A 14902-nucleotide genomic window follows, 5' to 3' on the forward strand; every position below is an offset into this window, starting at 1 on the left:
CCTCCCGCACCACCACCCTCATCTCGTCATACCCGAAAGGCGCACGCCCCCGTGACCTCGCTCGACACCCGGCCCGCCGTCGTCCACGCCCCGTCTGCCACGGACGGCGAGTGGTGGCGGCACGCCGTCATCTACCAGGTCTACCCGCGCTCGTTCGCGGACGGCTCCGGCGACGGCATCGGCGACCTGCCGGGCATCACGTCCCGGCTGCCCCACCTCGCCGAGCTGGGGGTCGACGCCGTCTGGCTCTCGCCGTTCTACCGCTCGCCGCAGGCCGACGCGGGCTACGACGTGGCCGACTACCGCGCCGTCGACCCGCTGTTCGGCACGTTGGACGACTTCGACGCCCTCCTGCTGCGCGCCCACGACCTGGGCCTGCGCGTGATCGTCGACCTCGTGCCGAACCACACGTCCGACGAGCACGTGTGGTTCGAGGCCGCGATGGCCGCAGGCCCGGGATCGGCCGAGCGCGAGCGGTACCTGTTCCGCGAGGGCCAGGGCGAGCACGGCGAGCTGCCGCCCAACAACTGGCAGTCGATCTTCGGCGGTCCCGCCTGGACGCGCGTCGCCGACGGTCAGTGGTACCTGCACCTGTTCGACTCGCGCCAGCCGGACCTCAACTGGGAGCACCCCGAGGTCCGCTCGGAGTTCGAGGACGTGCTGCGGTTCTGGCTCGACCGCGGGGTCGACGGCTTCCGCATCGACGTCGCGCACGGGATGGTCAAGGAGCCGGGCCTGCCCGACTGGGACGGGCACGTCTCGATGATCGAGGGCTCCGACGACGCCCCGGCCGCCGAGGACACCGTCTCGGGCTCGGGCAATCAGGGCCCGATGTTCGACCAGGACGGCGTCCACGAGATCTACCGCGCGTGGAACCGGGTGCTGTCGCAGTACGCGGGCGACCGCGCGCTGGTCGCCGAGGCGTGGGTCGAGCCGCTGTCGCGCCTGGCCCGCTACGTGCGGCCCGACGAGATGCAGCAGGCCTTCAACTTCGCGTTCCTCGCGACCCTGTGGGACGCGCCCGCGCTGCGCTCGGTCATCGAGGCCTCGTACGTCACGGCCGACTCGGTCGGCGCGCCCACGACCTGGGTGCTGTCCAACCACGACGTCGTGCGGCACGCCTCGCGGCTCGGCCTGGCGGAGGCCGGCTCGCGCCCCAACGGCATCGGCCACGGCGACGAGCAGCCCGACGAGGAGCTCGGCCTGCGCCGCGCACGCGCCGCGACCCTGCTCATGCTCGGCCTGCCGGGCTCGGCGTACCTGTACCAGGGCGAGGAGCTGGGCCTGCCGGACCACACGGCCCTGCCCGACGAGCTGCGCCAGGACCCGGCCTTCTTCCGCACCGGCGGCGCCGAGCGGGGCCGCGACGGATGCCGCGTCCCGCTCCCCTGGGCGGCCGACGAGGCCGGCTTCGGCTTCTCCCCGACGGGTGTGACCTGGCTGCCCCAGCCCCCGTCATGGGCCTCCTACGCGCTGGACGCACAGCGCGGCGTCGAGGGCTCGACGTACGAGACCTACCGTGGTGCGCTCGCGCTGCGCCGGGCCGAGCACCTCGGCACCGGCGGCCTGACCTGGGACCACACGTTCGGCGACGAGGTCATCGCGTTCGAGAACCGCGACGTGCTCGTCGTGGCGAACCTCGGCACCGATGCGGTCGAGCTGCCGACCGGACTGACCGTGCTGGCGGCGTCGGGCGACCTGCCCGACGGGCCTGGCACGGCCACGCTGCCGGGCGACACGACGGTCTGGGCCCGCCGCGCCTGACCGTCACCGGCGGCCCGACACGTCGGATCGCCACCCGTCGGCGGGCTGCGGCGTTGCAGCAGCGTGCACGCCGGGCCGCGAACTAGCGCGGCCGGCGCGTCAGGATCAGGTGCACGACCCCGGACGGCGACGGCGTCGCCTCGATCTCGAAGCGTTCCTCCAGTCCCTCGAGCCCGTCCCACAGCCGCTCGCCCCGGCCCAGCACGATCGGCGCGACCACGACGTGCAGGTGGTCGATCAGGTCGGCCTCGAGGAACTGGCGCACCGTCGCGACGCCGCCCCCGATCCGGACGTCGAGGTCGCCGGCCAGCTCGCGGGCCTGCGCGAGCGCCGTCACGGGGTCGGCGTCGACGAAGTGGAACGTCGTCCCACCCTCCATCTCGAGCACCGGCCGCGGGTGGTGGGTCAGCACGACGACGGGCGTGTGGAACACCGGGTCGTCACCCCACCAGCCCTTCCACTCCTCGTCCGCCCACGGGCCGCGCTGCGGGCCGAACTTGTTGCGGCCCATGATCTCGACGCCGATGCCGGTGGCCCACTGGCTGGCGAACGACTCGTCGACGCCGAACGACCCCTCCCCCTCGCCGTGCATGCCCATCCCGCGGAACGTGCGGGTCGTGAACGCCCAGGACATCAGCCGATGGCCGGCATGCCCGAACGGGGCGTCGAGGCTCTGGCCCTCGCCGGTGCCGAAGCCGTCGAGCGAGACCGTGAAGTTGTGCACGCGAACGAGAGACATGTCTTCTCCTGGAGGTACGAGCCGATGGTCGAGATCCAACCACCGGCGACTGACAGATCGCTGTCAGAGCGTCACGGTGGTCCCGACGAGCACCAGCTCGGAGGTGTGCGACCCCTCGATCCCGACGCCCGTCGGACGTGCCCGGAAGCCGGGCAGGTCCGCCAGCCCGTCGCTGCCGTCGGTCACGCGCAGCTGGACCGGGTCCGCCGTGGTCAGGGTGAGCGTCACGTGGACCCCGTCCGCCGGCGGGGCGTTGAAGACGACGTCGAACGTCCCGTCGGTGACGAGGACGTCGCGGCCCTCGACCACCGCGGTCCGCACGCCGGAAGCCGTCAGGCCGACGAGCCGCACGGCGCGCTGCGGCGTGACCGTGAAGCTCACGGTGCTGCCGGTGCGGACGACGTCGCCCACCACGGGCGCGGGCAGGTCCGCGGCCTGCGCGGGACCGGTCGCCTCGCCGTCGGACAGCATCGGGAACGTCGCAGACAGGTCCTCGGAGCCGGAGACGAACTGGCTGGTCCACGCGCTCGGCCTCACCTCCTGGCTGGCCCACCAGGCCTTGCCGGTGTCCGCGTCGAGCGCGTACATCAGCTGCGTGGGCAGCGGGTGACGGGCGTCGAACTGGTCGACGACGAGGCCGACGCCGAGGCAGACGACCGTCGCGGCTGCCGCCACGACGGCCGGCAGCGCGCGCCCTCGCCCACGCGGCAGCGCACCGTCCAGGACCGGGAGCAGCACCATCCCGAGCAGCACCGCGAACAGCGCGGGTGCGGCGCCCGTCGCCAGCCCGAGCGCGGGCATGAACAGCAGCACGATCGGCGCGAGCACGACGACCGCGACCGCGCCGGCAACCGTGTGCGCGACGAGCCCGCCGGTCTCGCTGCGGACGAGGACCGCGACGACGCCCGCCACGCCACCCGCGAGGGCCGGCAGGGCGGCGAGGTAGGACCCGCCGGGCGTGAGAGCGGCGAGCGCGACGCCGAGCAGCGCGAGCCACGCGAGGGCGCCGACCGCGAGCGCGGTGGCACCGACCCGGTTCCGCAGCGCGGCGTACCAGGTGAGCAGCACGGTCGCGACGAGCAGCACCAGCCCGGCGCGGAACCACCAGGGCCGCCACGGGTCGATCATCTCGCCGTACCCGGGCCGGATTGCGACGAGCGCGAGCCACATGAGCTGGGCCAGGACCGCCACCGCGACGATGGGCACCACGCCGAGCAGCAGCGCCGCGACGAGCCGTCGTCGGGCGACCAGGCCCCGCCGCACCGCGACCGCGCCGAACGCCGCGACGGCCAGCACCGCGGCGATCGCGAACGGCCACACGAGCCAGCCGGGGTAGCGCACGAGCGTGCCGGGCGCGGGGAAATAGGTCGCGTCGCCCGACGAGGGCTGCGCGAGCTCGGCCACGTCGCCGTTGCCGATGGTGCGCGCGAGCGCGAGCGCGTTCGAGCCGTGGTGCTGCAGGCTCGCCTTGTCCATGTACTCGGGCCGGTCCTCCGGTGAGTGGTAGACCGCGGAGCCGTCGATGTACGCGCTGTTCAGACCCGTGAAGCGGTCCTGCTCGCGGAACGGGGTGAAGTCGGTGTCGTTCGGCAGGATCCGGTAGACCTCGACGGCCATGCTGCTGCCGACGGGGTACGGGACGTGCGCGTACTCGTCAACCAGGGCGGCGTTGCCGCGCGACGTCTCGAACATGATCGCCGGGCCCGAGGCGCCGCGCGCCTCGAAGTTGAGCACCACGCCACCGTCGGTGGCCAGCGGGTCGTCGTGCACGAACGACTCGGCGCCGCACAGGCACGCCTCCTCGGCATCCGTGAACACGAGCACGATGTCGTTGCGCAGAGGCGTGCCCTGCGTCAGCGCGCGGGCCGTCTCGAGCAGCGTGGACGTCCCGGCACCGTCGTCGTTCGCGCCGTAGGACACCTGCACGGAGTCGTAGTGGGCGACCATGAAGACCCGCCCGGTCGAGTCCGTGCCCGGGATCACCGCGACCACGTTGCTCACGTGCGCCAGCCCGTAGGTGGAGCCGAGCGCGCCCGTCGCGCCGACTCCCTCGTGCACCTCGGGGCTCAGGCCGAGGCCCGTCAGCGTGTCGACGATGTACTGGCGGACCGTCCCGGCGGCGGGGCTGCCCGCGGGGTGCACCTGCTGCCCGATGGTCTCGACGTGGTCGTACGCGCGCGCTGCGCTGAACTGGTCCGCGGGCGCGTCCTCCCCCTTCGGCGCCGGCGGCCACACGGACCAGAGGCTGAGGAAGGTGAGGGCGGCAAGGACGACGAGAGCGGCGAGCGTCGTCGCCCGCGGCCGGAAGGGCTGATCCACGCGGACATGATCGCACCGCGGCGCCGCTAGGTTGACGCCATGGTGAGTGTCCTGGTCAACGGCGCGGCGGCGTGGAACACGCTCGTCCGCCTCCCGTCCCTGCCTTCCCCGGTGTCCCAGACGCTGTTCGCCGACGGCCACCACGACGGGCTGGGCGGGACGTCTGCGGGCAAGGCGGTGACGCTGGCCGCACTGGGTGTCGACGTGACGCTGTCCACCTTGCTCGGGGCGGACGAGCCGGCGGACCGGGTCCGCGCCGCCCTGGCCCACGACCGCATCACCCTGCTGGCCGGACCGGCGCGTGACGGCCGCACCGAGCGGCACGTCAACCTCATGGCCGACGACGGCTCACGGGTCTCGATCTACCTCGAGCTGCCCGCGTCCGGGGGCACACCGCCCGAGGTCCTCGCCGCGCTCGACACCGCGACCGTGGCCGTCCTGGACCTCGCCGACTCCTCGCTCCCCCTGCTCGCCGCGGCACGCTCGGGCGGCATACCTGTCTGGTGCGACGTGCACGACGACGACGGCACCGGCGAGTACGCCCGCCCGTTCGCCGACGCGGCTGACGTCCTGCTGGTCAGCGCCGACCGGCTGGCCGACCCGCGCGCCTACCTGCGCTCGCGCGTGGAGGCCGGCTGCCGGCTCGCGGTGTGCACGGACGGCGCACGCGGGGCGGTCGCGCTCGACGCCGAAGGGTGGTGGTCGGTCAGCGCGGCCCCCGTCGAGCGCGTCGTCGACACCAACGGCGCCGGTGACGCGTTCTTCGCGGGGCTGCTCAGCGCGACGCTCGCCGGGCTGGGTACCGGCGCCGCCCTGGCGCGCGCCTCGGCGACCGGTGCTCTGGCGGTCACGACGAGCGACCTCGGGGCGCCCGGTGCGACGGCACGGGCCGCCGACGAGCTGGCCCGTTCCGTCGTCGTGCGGCGGGTCTAGCCTCCCGAGACGCTGAGCTCGGCCTCGTGCAGGTCGCGCGCGAAGTCCTCGGACAGCTCGCGCGAGTCGAGCCAGCCGTACGGGAGGATCGGCCGCTTCGGCGATCCGGCGCGACCGCGCTGCCCCTCGGCGGCCTCGCCCGGGTAGGGCTGGTCCAGGTCGAGACCGGCGAGCCGGTCGTCGAGCTCGGCCATCGTCGAGACCAGGCCGAGCGCGGCGCGCGTCTCCCCGCCGACGACGTAGCCCTTGAAGTACCAGGCCATGTGCTTGCGCATCTCGCGCAGCGCCTTGGACTCCTCGCCGAAGTGCTCGACCATGAGCTCGGCGTGCCGGCGGACGACGGTCGCAACGTAGCCCAGGCCGGGCCTGATGCGCTCGTCGGACCCCGCGAACGCGGCGGCGAGGTCGGCGAACAGCCACGGGCGGCCCTGGCAGCCGCGGCCGACGACGACGCCGTCGCAACCGGTCTGCCTGACCATCTCGACCGCGTCTTCGGCGGACCAGATGTCGCCGTTGCCCAGCACCGGGATGTCGGTGACGGTCTCCTTGAGACGCGCGATCGACTCCCAGTCGGCCGTGCCGGAGTAGTAGTCCGCCGCGGTCCGGGCGTGCAGGGCGACGGCGGCGACGCCCACCTCCTGCGCGACGAGGCCGGCCTCGAGGTAGGTGAGGTGGTCCTCGTCGATGCCCTTGCGCATCTTGACCGTCACCGGCACCCCGTAGGGCGCGGCGGCGTCGACGGCCGACGAGACGATCGAGCGGAACAGGTCCCGCTTCCAGGGCAGCACGGCTCCCCCGCCGCGGCGGGTGACCTTGGGGACGGGGCAGCCGAAGTTGAGGTCGACGTGGTCCGCGCGGTCCTCGCTCGCGATGAGCCGGACCGCCGCCGCGACCGTGGCCGGGTCGACGCCGTAGACCTGCACGCTGCGGGGACGCTCGTCGGGCTCGTGCGAGATGATCCGCATCGACTCCTCGCCACGCTCCACCAGGGCGCGGCTGGTCACCATCTCCGCGACGTACAGCCCGGCGCCGGACTCGCGGCACAGGCGGCGGAACGCGGCGTTGGTGACCCCGGCCATGGGCGCGAGGACCACGGGGGTGTCGATGGTCAGGGGCCCGATCCGCAGCGGCGGGAGCACGGACGTGCCCGTGCTCGCAGTGGTCGTGGTCATGGCACCCAGTGTCCCACCCCGGCGCCGCTCGCCGTGCGGGAGGCCGTGAACGCTGGGATCGTGGCGGGACTGCTCCGACGGAAGGAACTCCCCGTGGCCCTCTGGCTCGTCCTCATCATCGCCGGCCTCGTCCTGCTCGTGCTCGGCCTGGCCGGGCTCGGTCAGTTCCTCGTCTACGTCGGGCTGATCCTCGCCGTCATCGGCGTGGTCCTCGTCATCGTCGGCCGCGGGAACCGCAACGTCGGGCGCTAGCTCGCCCGACACGCCCAGCCGAGCGCGTCGGGCGAGGACCCGCCACCGCTACAGCCAGCCGTTGTCCTGGGCGATGCGGGCAGCCTCCGCGCGGGTGCGGGCGCCGGTCTTGCCCATCGCCGCGGACAGGTAGTTGCGCACCGTCCCCTCGGACAGGAAGGTCGCGCCCGCGATGTCCGCGACCGTGCCACCGCGCGCCGCGGCGACCAGCACGTCGCGTTCCCGCTCGGTCAGCGGCGACGAGCCCACCGTGAGCGACTCCACGGCCAGGTCGGGGTCCACCACGCGCAGCCCGCGGTGCACGCGCCGGACCGCGTCGGCGAGCTCCTCGGCCGGGGTGTCCTTCACGACGAAGCCGCTCGCGCCGGCGTCCAGCGCGCGCCGCAGGTAGCCCGGGCGACCGAACGTCGTGACGATCAGCGAGCGGCACGTCGGCAGCCGCCGGTGCAGCTCGGCGGCCACCGTGATCCCGTCGAGGCCGGGCATCTCCACGTCGAGGAGCGCCACGTCGACCGCGTGATCGCGGGCGGCGGCCAGCACCTCGTCGCCGCGGCCCACCTGGGTGACGACCTCGAGGTCCGCCTCGAGGTCGAGCAGGGCGGCCAGGGCGCCGCGGACCAGCGCCTGGTCGTCGGCCAGGAGCAGGCGGATCACGGGGCGACCTCTCGGGTGGTGGTGACCAGCAGGCGGAACCCGCCCAGCGGGCTCGTGGACACCTCGACGCGCGCGCCGGCCGCCCGCGCCCGCTCGACGAGGCCGTGCAGTCCGTTGCCGCGCTCGTCGGCGGCCGGGCCGGTGCCGTCGTCGTCGACCGTGAGCGTGTTGGCCGTCATGGTGATCTGCACGTGGGACGCGGCGGAGTGCCGCAGGACGTTGGTGGTGCCCTCGCGGATCGCCCACGCGAACAGCACGCGCAGCTCCTCGGGCACCTCGTCGATCGTGCCCGGGACGACGGCCTCGATCGCCGCCGAGTCGAAGGCCTGCCGGGCGCCCGCGAGCTCCCCGGACAGGGTCACGGCGCGGGTCGCGGTCACCATGCCGCGCACGTCCGCGAGCGCGGTGCGCGCCAGGTTCTGCACCTCGAGCATCTCGGTCCGCGAGCGCGCGGGGTCGACGTCGAACAGCTTCGCGGCCAGCTCCGCCTTGACCGAGATGACGGTCAGGGAGTGGCCGAGCACGTCGTGCATGTCGCGCGCGATGCGCTCGCGCTCGCGCTCGACGGCGAGCACCGCGACCTCGTCGCGCGCGAGCTGCAGCTGACGGTTGCGCATCACGAGCTGCGTGAACCCGAACACCGCGACGGACGCCAGGATCACGGAGATCACCAGGTCGTCGATCGTGTCCCACCCGGGGACCAGTCGCGGCACGACGACGATGAGCACGGCCGACCACAGCGCGAGGCCGAGCGCGCGCGGGTCGCGCAGCAGGAAGATCCCGGAGACGCAGACGAACACGAGGCCGACGAGCCCGTCCTGGTCGGCCGCGAGGCACGCGAGCGCGACGAGCCCCGTCTGGCCCAGCAGGAAGAGCGCGGCGCGGCGCGGCTCCATCGTCTGGCCGTGCGGACCCGCGTGGGTGAGGACCACCCACGCGAACGAGATCGCCAGGCCGGCGATCGCGACGAGCGAGACGACCCGCTCCCAGCCCGGCGAGCTGTCCCACGCGGACTGCCACGGCTGCAGGAGGAAGACCGCCCAGACGATCCCCATCACGGGGCCGATCACGCGCATCGTGCGGCGTGCGCGCCCGGGGGGCAGGTCCTCGCGCCCGGGCCGGGTCACGTACAGGGCGGTGTCGCCCTGCGGCCAGTTGTCCCGCAGCCGCCCGCGCCAGGACGTCGTCACGGCGCCCACGCTATCGTCCGCGCAGTCGCGCGACCCGGCGCCGCTCGGGCCGCCGGGTCGCGCGTCGCGCGTGCTGGTCACACCCGGGCCGTGTCGCGGCGGAACCGCCAGGCCGCGCCGACGACGAACACGATCCCCCAGGCCACGACGTTGACGACCGCCCACATCGAGACCCCCTCGTCGGTGATCGGTCCGCGCACGATCTCGGCCAGGCCGTACGTCGGCACGAACTGCGCGATCGTCGCGAAGACACCGTCACCGAGCGGCATGAACAGGCCGCCGGCGAAGGACAGCAGTGCGAGCACCGGACCGAGGATCTGCATGACGTTCTCGGACGGCAGCAGGTACCCCATGAACAGGCCGAACGCGGCGAACACCGAGGACCCGACCCACGCGAGGGCGAGCGACGCGACGATGCGCGACGTGTCACCGGTCGCGCCCGAGGCCATGCCGACCGCGGCCGTCACGACGACCGCGCCGAGCCCCATCACCATGGCCACCGCGACCTTCGTCACGACGTACGTCGTGGGACTCAGCGGCGTGAGCCGCAGCTGGCGCGTCCAGCCCTGCGCCCGCTCGACCGAGACGCTCGCCCCGCCGCTCGTCGTGGCCAGGATGGCGCCGTACAGGGCCATCGAGATCATGATCCAGGCGGTCACGTTCGCGTGGCCGACGGACTCGGTCTTGTAGCTGCTCACCGTGCCGAAGAGCAGGAAGAACACCGGCGGCATGACGAGCGTGAAGATGATCCCGCGCCGGTTGCGCAGCAGGCGGCGCAGCTCGATCGTCAGGAACGTGGCGTTGAGCCCGCGACGGGGCCCGGTGACGGGGACGGCGACGGCGGTCATGCGATGCTCCCGATGGACTCGTGGGTGGCGGCGTGGTCGGTGGTCAGGGCCAGGAACGCGTCCTCGAGGCCGCGCGCGGCGATCTCCAGGTCGGTCGCGTCCGTGGCGGTCAGCAGGTGGCGGGCGACGGCGTCGGAGTCCGTGGTGCGGATGATCACGCGCTCGCGCCGCACCTCGACGTCCTGCACGCCCGGCAGCGCTCGCAGCGCGGCCTCGTCGAGCGCGCCCTCGAACGACGCGGAGACCGTGCGTCCCGCGGTCAGGCTCTTGACCTGCGCGGCGGAGCCGTCGGCCACGATGCGGCCGTGGCTGACCAGGACGATGCGGTCCGCGTACGCGTCCGCCTCCTCCAGGTAGTGCGTGGCGAAGATGATGGTGCGGCCGCGGGCGGCGTCGGCGCGCAGCGCGTTCCAGAAGTCGCGGCGGCCCTCGACGTCCATGCCGGTCGTCGGCTCGTCGAGCACGATGACGTCCGGGTCCGGCAGCAGCGCGAGCGCGAACCGCAGCCGCTGCTGCTGGCCGCCCGAGCACTTGCCGACCCGGCGGTCCGCGATCTCGGCGATCCCGGCGCGCTCCATGACCTCCCGCGGCGAGCGCGTGCCGCGGAAGAACGAGGCGGTCAGCTCGATCGTCTCGGCGACGGTCAGGTCCTTGAGCAGGCCGCCGCTCTGCATGACGGCGGACACGCGGCCGGCGGCGATCGCCGCGGACGGCTCGAGGCCGAGCACCTGGACGGTGCCCTCGTCGGGCTCGGCCAGGCCGAGCAGCATGTCGATGGTCGTCGTCTTGCCGGCGCCGTTCGGGCCGAGGAACGCGACGACCTCACCGGGACGGACGGCCAGGTCCAGGCCGTCGACGGCACGCACGGTGCCGAAGGACTTGCGCAGCCCGCGCAGGTCGAGCGCGAGGGTCCCCGTGGTCGGGGTGTCGAGCAGCTCTGTGGTCATGACTCGATCCTGGCGCGCTGCCGAGCGCCGCTCCCCCGCCGTGCGTCACGAGTCGCACATGACGGATGTCATGACTCAACCTTCGGCCGAGGTCGTGCGTCTTCTACGGTGTGACCACCATGCCGATCCCGCTCGTGCGCAGCGTCGCGCACGCCGATCCCCACCCACCGGACGCGCCGGCAGAGGCGAGCACGCCCGAGACCGTCGACGTCGTCGTCTCGGGCGGGACCCGGACCTCCCGGGCCGTGCGCGACGAGCAGTTCACCGCGTTCATGGCTGCGCACCAGGGCCACCTCCTGCACACCGCCTGGCTCCTGACGGGCGACGCGCACCGCGCGGAGGAGCTCGTCCAGCAGGCGCTCGTGCGGACCTACTCGTCGTGGGACCGCGTCGCCACGGACCGCCTCGCGTACACCCGCCGCACGCTCGTGAACCTGCGCGTCGACACCTGGCGGCGCCGGCGGCGCGAGGTGCTCACCTCCGAGCTGCCCGAGCGCGGCATCGCCGACGCGCACGGCCCGACCGATGACCGTGACCAGCTGGTCCGCGCCCTGGCGTTGCTGAGTCCCCGCCAGCGACGCGTCGTCGTCCTGCGCCACCTCGTCGGGCTGCCCGAGGCGGAGGTCGCCGCCGAGCTCGGCGTGAGCCTGGGCACCGTGAAGTCCACCGCGTCGCGCGGCCTGCAGCGCCTGCGCGAGACCCTCGCCGAGACCGACCCGAACGGAGTGGTCCCATGACCATCGCCCCCGAGCTCGATCCCGATCCCACCCTGGCCGCGCTCGCCGCGCGCACCCGCCCGCCCATGGTGCTCGACCCGGTCGCCGTGCTCGGTGCCGCGCACCGGCATGCGCACCGCCGCACCGCCGCGCGGGTCGTCGCGTCGGTGGCCGCGGTGGCTGCTGCGGCCACGGTCGCCGTGAACGTCTCCGGCATGCGGGACCATGCCGCGCCTGCCTGGCGCTCCACGCAGCCACCGTCCACCGCGCAGGTCGCCCAGACGCTCGGAGAGGGCGACCTCGCGACGATGTCGGGCGGCATCCAGGCCGTGAACCTGCCGGGACCGGCAGCACCCCCAGCACACAGCATCAGCGCGGCGATCCCCGGGATCACCGCGGAGCACGACCTCGCGCTCGCCGGTCCCGACGGCGCGTCGGTCGTGCTGCTCACGGGAGGCCCGCGAGCCGACGGGACCGCGGGGCTGCTGGTCACCTACGCCGACAAGTTCGGCGAGCCGATCGATCTCGGGCAGGACATGCCCGTGTGGTCCTGGGGTGGCAGCACGGGCACGTCGGCCGACACGGCGGCCTGGGCCGTCGCTGAGCCCGACGCGACGCACCGGCTCGACGTGGCGCTCGTGCCGGCGGATCTCGAGCTCCCGCGCGTCGTCTACTGGACCGTTGACGACACGGGAACGCAGTGGCAGGAGGTGCCGACGTTCGACGCCGGGAACGGCCGGCTCGTGACGGCCTTCACGACCACCGGTGCGGTGCCGGACAGCTCGGGACTGGCGTTCGTCGGGCACGACGGCCAGATCGTCGAGGCGCCATGCCCTGCGCACCTGCGCTGCACCAGCGCCGACGAGGTCCCCGGCCTCGAGGACTACCTGCACACCTTCACCGCCGCCGGCGAGGAAGAGTTCCGCGTCATCCTCCAGCGCCAGTCCGATGCGGAAAAGGCCGCGCGCGCCGCCAAGGACAGGCTGGCCGCCGCCGATACCGAGGCGGAACGGCAGGCTGCCGAGGACGACATCCAGAAGGCGCAGGCACAGCTGGACGCCATCACCTTCCCGGGCGGCTGACGCCCCGAGCACACGTCACGCCGGGCGCTCAAGGGGCGCGCCCGGCGTGACGTGCGTCAGAAGTGATCGGCATCCTGACTCAACCTCCGGGGCGGGTCCTGCGTTCTCTACGGTGTGAGCACCATGTCGACCGCTGCCAGCACCCCGGCCGATGACCCCGGACCCGCCGTCCACGTCCCGCACGCGGAGGTCGTCGACGTGCTCGGCGTGCGGCGCCGGTCGAGCTCCGCGTCGAGCCCGGCGCGTGACTCGGTCGACGCCGAGTTCACCGCGTTCATGACCACCCACGGCCCGGCGCTGCTCCGGACGGCGTGGTTGCTGTGCGGGGACGGCCACCGCGCCGAGGAGCTGACCCAGCAGGCGCTCGTGCGTACGTACGCCGCGTGGCCACGGGCCCGCCGCGACCCGCTCGCGTACGCCCGCCGCATCCTGGTCAACCTCCGGGTCGACACCTGGCGCCGGCGGCGGCGCGAGGTCCTGACGTCACCCGACGAGATGCCCGACACGGCGGGCACCGTTCGCGTCGGGGCGTCCGTGAGTGACGACCACGCGCGTACCGAGGACCGGGACCAGCTCGTGCGTGCCCTCGCGCTCCTGTCGCCACGACAACGGCGCATCGTCGTGCTGCGACATCTCGTCGACCTGCCCGAGGCAGAGGTCGCGGCCGTCCTCGGGGTGAGCGTCGGCACCGTCAAGTCCACGTCGTCGCGCGGGCTTGCGACCCTCCGCGAGGCGCTGACCGACGATCGTGAAGGAGACGCGCGATGAGCCGCACCGACCAGGACGACCTCCGGGCCCGCATCGACGAGCTGCTGCCCGTGATGACGCTCGACGTCGCGACCGTCCGCCGCGCGGGCCGCCAGCGGCGGCGCACGCAGGTAGCGAGCCTGACCGCGATCTCCGGGGCGGCTGCGGCGCTCGTCGTCGGCCTGGCGCTGCACGCCAACGGGCTCGCGCTCGACCGGACCGAGCCTGCGGGCCCGTCGCCGTCGGTGAGCCAGCCGGCGGCCGTCGTCGACGTCGCGCGAGGGCTCGGGATCACGGCGGCGACAGGCGCGGACCCGGCCGGTGGCGGCTGGGACACGGGGCTCACCTTCGGCCGTGAGGAAGGAGATGCCGGCACGTTGCTGATCCGGGCTGCGTCGTCCGCGGACGTCGCGACGGTCGCGAGCACGGCCGGCGTGACCGCCGACCACGGGCTCGAGCTGAGCCTGGACCCCGAGGACACCTCCGGGACGGTCGTGATCTGGGCCGACGGCGACTCCGCCGACCGGTTCCCCATCGGGCGGACGTACCCGGGATCGATGACCTGGGCGGAGAACGACGACGTGCGGATGGTCGCGGGCGTGGTGCCCACGTGGATGCCCGGCGCACGTGTGCTCCTGTATCTCCCGCGCGGGATCGGCGCTGCCGACGACCGCACGAACGCCGTCGAGGTGCCCACGTTCGTCGACCCGACAGGCACGGGCGCCCGGGTGTACGCGGCGCAGCTGGACGCCGGACTGGTGCGCAACGCGGTGATCCCCGGTGAGGACGTGCGTGTGCTGTTCGTCGACGCCGCGTCGGGCGCGGTGTTCGACCCGCTCGGTGCGTGCAGCGATCTGCCGGCCCCGTGCCTCGCGGCGCAGGACGACGGTGGCGGCATGCTGGCGTCCGCGGTCGAGGCACTCGGCGGGGACGTGAGCTCGGTCGTCCTTGGCCCGGGGGTCCAGCCGCCCTCGGGCGTGACGTCGGCGCGCCAGGTCTCGGCTGGCGTCACCGCGGCGACGACCCTGAGCGAGGGCACACGCCTCGACCTCGGCGAGGACTCGACAGGCGGGCGAGTGTGGATCGACCTGAGGATGTACGACCTCACGGCCGCGCCCGAGCTGTACCGCGGCGCGCAGTCGCTGACCAACCAGCCGTACCAGGTCGACTTCTCGAGCGCGCAGGACGACTACTCCGCGACGACGCTCGACCAGAGCGACGACACCGCCACCTTCGGGTCCGTGCCGGCCGGGACGACGAAGACCTACCTCTGGATGGATGCCGACCAGAGGGCCGTCGAGCTGCCGACCGTCTCCGTTCCCGGCACGGACGGCCGCTCCGCGTACGCGTACCTGGCCCAGCCAGGATCGGCAGCGGCGACCGGGACGACGGGAGTCGTCTTCGTGGCCGAGGACGGCTCCCTCACGGCGGCAGGCTGCGGCCAGGTCAGCGAGTCCGAGTGCGAGACGACGAGCCTGACGGCCGGCATGTTCGACGCCGTCCGGGCGGCGATGGGCTGAACGACGCGCGTGGTGCCGC

The 14902-nt window shown here is 73.7% G+C and carries 14 protein-coding genes; 7 read left to right on the forward strand and 7 right to left on the reverse strand.

Features of this window, described 5'->3' with window-relative positions; genetic code table 11:
- The first annotated feature begins 51 nt into the window (after window positions 1–51).
- Complete coding sequence (locus tag EDF34_RS03245; protein WP_123369904.1) at window positions 52–1764, forward strand: glycoside hydrolase family 13 protein; 1713 nt, start codon at window positions 52–54, stop codon at window positions 1762–1764.
- Window positions 1765–1846: 82 nt separating this feature from the next.
- Here the strand turns inward: EDF34_RS03245 and EDF34_RS03250 are convergent, their stop codons facing one another.
- Entirely contained in the window at window positions 1847–2503 is a 657-nt protein-coding gene (locus EDF34_RS03250; RefSeq protein ID WP_123369905.1) for a dihydrofolate reductase family protein, read from the reverse strand.
- Between the two features lie 63 nt (window positions 2504–2566).
- Window positions 2567–4822: a M28 family peptidase gene (locus tag EDF34_RS03255; RefSeq protein ID WP_123369906.1), complete on the reverse strand. Its 2256-nt coding sequence runs from the start codon at window positions 4820–4822 to the stop codon at window positions 2567–2569.
- Between the two features lie 39 nt (window positions 4823–4861).
- Here EDF34_RS03255 and EDF34_RS03260 point away from each other — a divergent pair, with 39 nt between their 5' ends.
- On the forward strand, window positions 4862–5755 hold the full coding sequence (locus EDF34_RS03260) for a carbohydrate kinase family protein (protein ID WP_123369907.1): 894 nt from the start codon (window positions 4862–4864) through the stop codon (window positions 5753–5755).
- Here the strand turns inward: EDF34_RS03260 and dusB are convergent.
- The gene (gene dusB, locus EDF34_RS03265) at window positions 5752–6927 is read right to left on the reverse strand and encodes a tRNA dihydrouridine synthase DusB (RefSeq protein ID WP_123369908.1); all 1176 of its coding nucleotides are present in this window, start codon (window positions 6925–6927) and stop codon (window positions 5752–5754) included. The two genes, EDF34_RS03260 and dusB, sit on opposite strands and share 4 nt — an antisense overlap.
- 93 nt (window positions 6928–7020) lie before the next feature.
- Between dusB and EDF34_RS17635 the strand changes: the two genes are divergently transcribed.
- Window positions 7021–7179 carry a hypothetical protein gene (locus EDF34_RS17635; protein ID WP_199737613.1) on the forward strand — a complete coding sequence of 53 codons (159 nt, stop codon included), beginning with the start codon at window positions 7021–7023 and terminating at the stop codon, window positions 7177–7179.
- 48 nt (window positions 7180–7227) lie between these two features.
- Here the strand turns inward: EDF34_RS17635 and EDF34_RS03270 are convergent, their stop codons facing one another.
- From EDF34_RS03270 to EDF34_RS03285, 4 genes are all read right to left on the reverse strand, one after another.
- Window positions 7228–7833 (reverse strand): DNA-binding response regulator, encoded by a 606-nt coding sequence (locus EDF34_RS03270; protein ID WP_123369909.1) that lies wholly within the window; start codon window positions 7831–7833, stop codon window positions 7228–7230.
- A complete protein-coding gene (locus EDF34_RS03275) occupies window positions 7830–9023 on the reverse strand; it encodes a sensor histidine kinase (protein WP_148076563.1) in 1194 nt (397 codons plus the stop codon). Before EDF34_RS03275 ends, EDF34_RS03270 begins: the two co-directional genes overlap by 4 nt.
- A 77-nt stretch (window positions 9024–9100) precedes the next feature.
- Entirely contained in the window at window positions 9101–9871 is a 771-nt protein-coding gene (locus EDF34_RS03280) for an ABC transporter permease (protein WP_123369911.1), read from the reverse strand.
- The gene (locus tag EDF34_RS03285; protein WP_123369912.1) at window positions 9868–10818 is read right to left on the reverse strand and encodes an ABC transporter ATP-binding protein; all 951 of its coding nucleotides are present in this window, start codon (window positions 10816–10818) and stop codon (window positions 9868–9870) included. The genes EDF34_RS03280 and EDF34_RS03285 overlap by 4 nt, the downstream gene beginning before the upstream one ends.
- Window positions 10819–10937: 119 nt before the next feature.
- Here EDF34_RS03285 and EDF34_RS03290 point away from each other — a divergent pair, with 119 nt between their 5' ends.
- The 4 genes from EDF34_RS03290 to EDF34_RS03305 all read left to right on the forward strand — a co-directional run bounded on the left by EDF34_RS03290 (window position 10938) and on the right by EDF34_RS03305 (window position 14883).
- Window positions 10938–11555, forward strand: a complete 618-nt coding sequence (locus EDF34_RS03290; protein ID WP_123370642.1) for a SigE family RNA polymerase sigma factor — start codon at window positions 10938–10940, stop codon at window positions 11553–11555.
- The gene (locus EDF34_RS03295; RefSeq protein ID WP_123369913.1) at window positions 11552–12616 is read left to right on the forward strand and encodes a DUF4169 family protein; all 1065 of its coding nucleotides are present in this window, start codon (window positions 11552–11554) and stop codon (window positions 12614–12616) included. The genes EDF34_RS03290 and EDF34_RS03295 overlap by 4 nt, the downstream gene beginning before the upstream one ends.
- Before the next feature lie 123 nt (window positions 12617–12739).
- Entirely contained in the window at window positions 12740–13384 is a 645-nt protein-coding gene (locus EDF34_RS03300; protein ID WP_123369914.1) for a SigE family RNA polymerase sigma factor, read from the forward strand.
- A complete protein-coding gene (locus EDF34_RS03305) occupies window positions 13381–14883 on the forward strand; it encodes a hypothetical protein (protein ID WP_123369915.1) in 1503 nt (500 codons plus the stop codon). The genes EDF34_RS03300 and EDF34_RS03305 overlap by 4 nt, the downstream gene beginning before the upstream one ends.
- Window positions 14884–14902 lie beyond the last annotated feature (19 nt).

It is taken from the genome of Cellulomonas sp. PhB150 (assembly GCF_003755175.1).
In the GTDB taxonomy this organism is placed as follows: domain Bacteria; phylum Actinomycetota; class Actinomycetes; order Actinomycetales; family Cellulomonadaceae; genus Cellulomonas.

Excerpts from the sequence above, each read along its gene's own strand:
- dusB (WP_123369908.1), bottom strand. The coding sequence starts at position 6,927 with ATGACCACGACCACTGCGAGCACGGGCACGTCCGTGCTCCCGCCGCTG.
- EDF34_RS03290 (WP_123370642.1), top strand. The coding sequence starts at position 10,938 with ATGCCGATCCCGCTCGTGCGCAGCGTCGCGCACGCCGATCCCCACCCA.
- EDF34_RS03285 (WP_123369912.1), bottom strand. The coding sequence starts at position 10,818 with ATGACCACAGAGCTGCTCGACACCCCGACCACGGGGACCCTCGCGCTC.
- EDF34_RS03250 (WP_123369905.1), bottom strand. The coding sequence starts at position 2,503 with ATGTCTCTCGTTCGCGTGCACAACTTCACGGTCTCGCTCGACGGCTTC.
- EDF34_RS03260 (WP_123369907.1), top strand. The coding sequence starts at position 4,862 with ATGGTGAGTGTCCTGGTCAACGGCGCGGCGGCGTGGAACACGCTCGTC.
- EDF34_RS03295 (WP_123369913.1), top strand. The coding sequence starts at position 11,552 with ATGACCATCGCCCCCGAGCTCGATCCCGATCCCACCCTGGCCGCGCTC.
- EDF34_RS03300 (WP_123369914.1), top strand. The coding sequence starts at position 12,740 with ATGTCGACCGCTGCCAGCACCCCGGCCGATGACCCCGGACCCGCCGTC.
- EDF34_RS03280 (WP_123369911.1), bottom strand. The coding sequence starts at position 9,871 with ATGACCGCCGTCGCCGTCCCCGTCACCGGGCCCCGTCGCGGGCTCAAC.
- EDF34_RS03305 (WP_123369915.1), top strand. The coding sequence starts at position 13,381 with ATGAGCCGCACCGACCAGGACGACCTCCGGGCCCGCATCGACGAGCTG.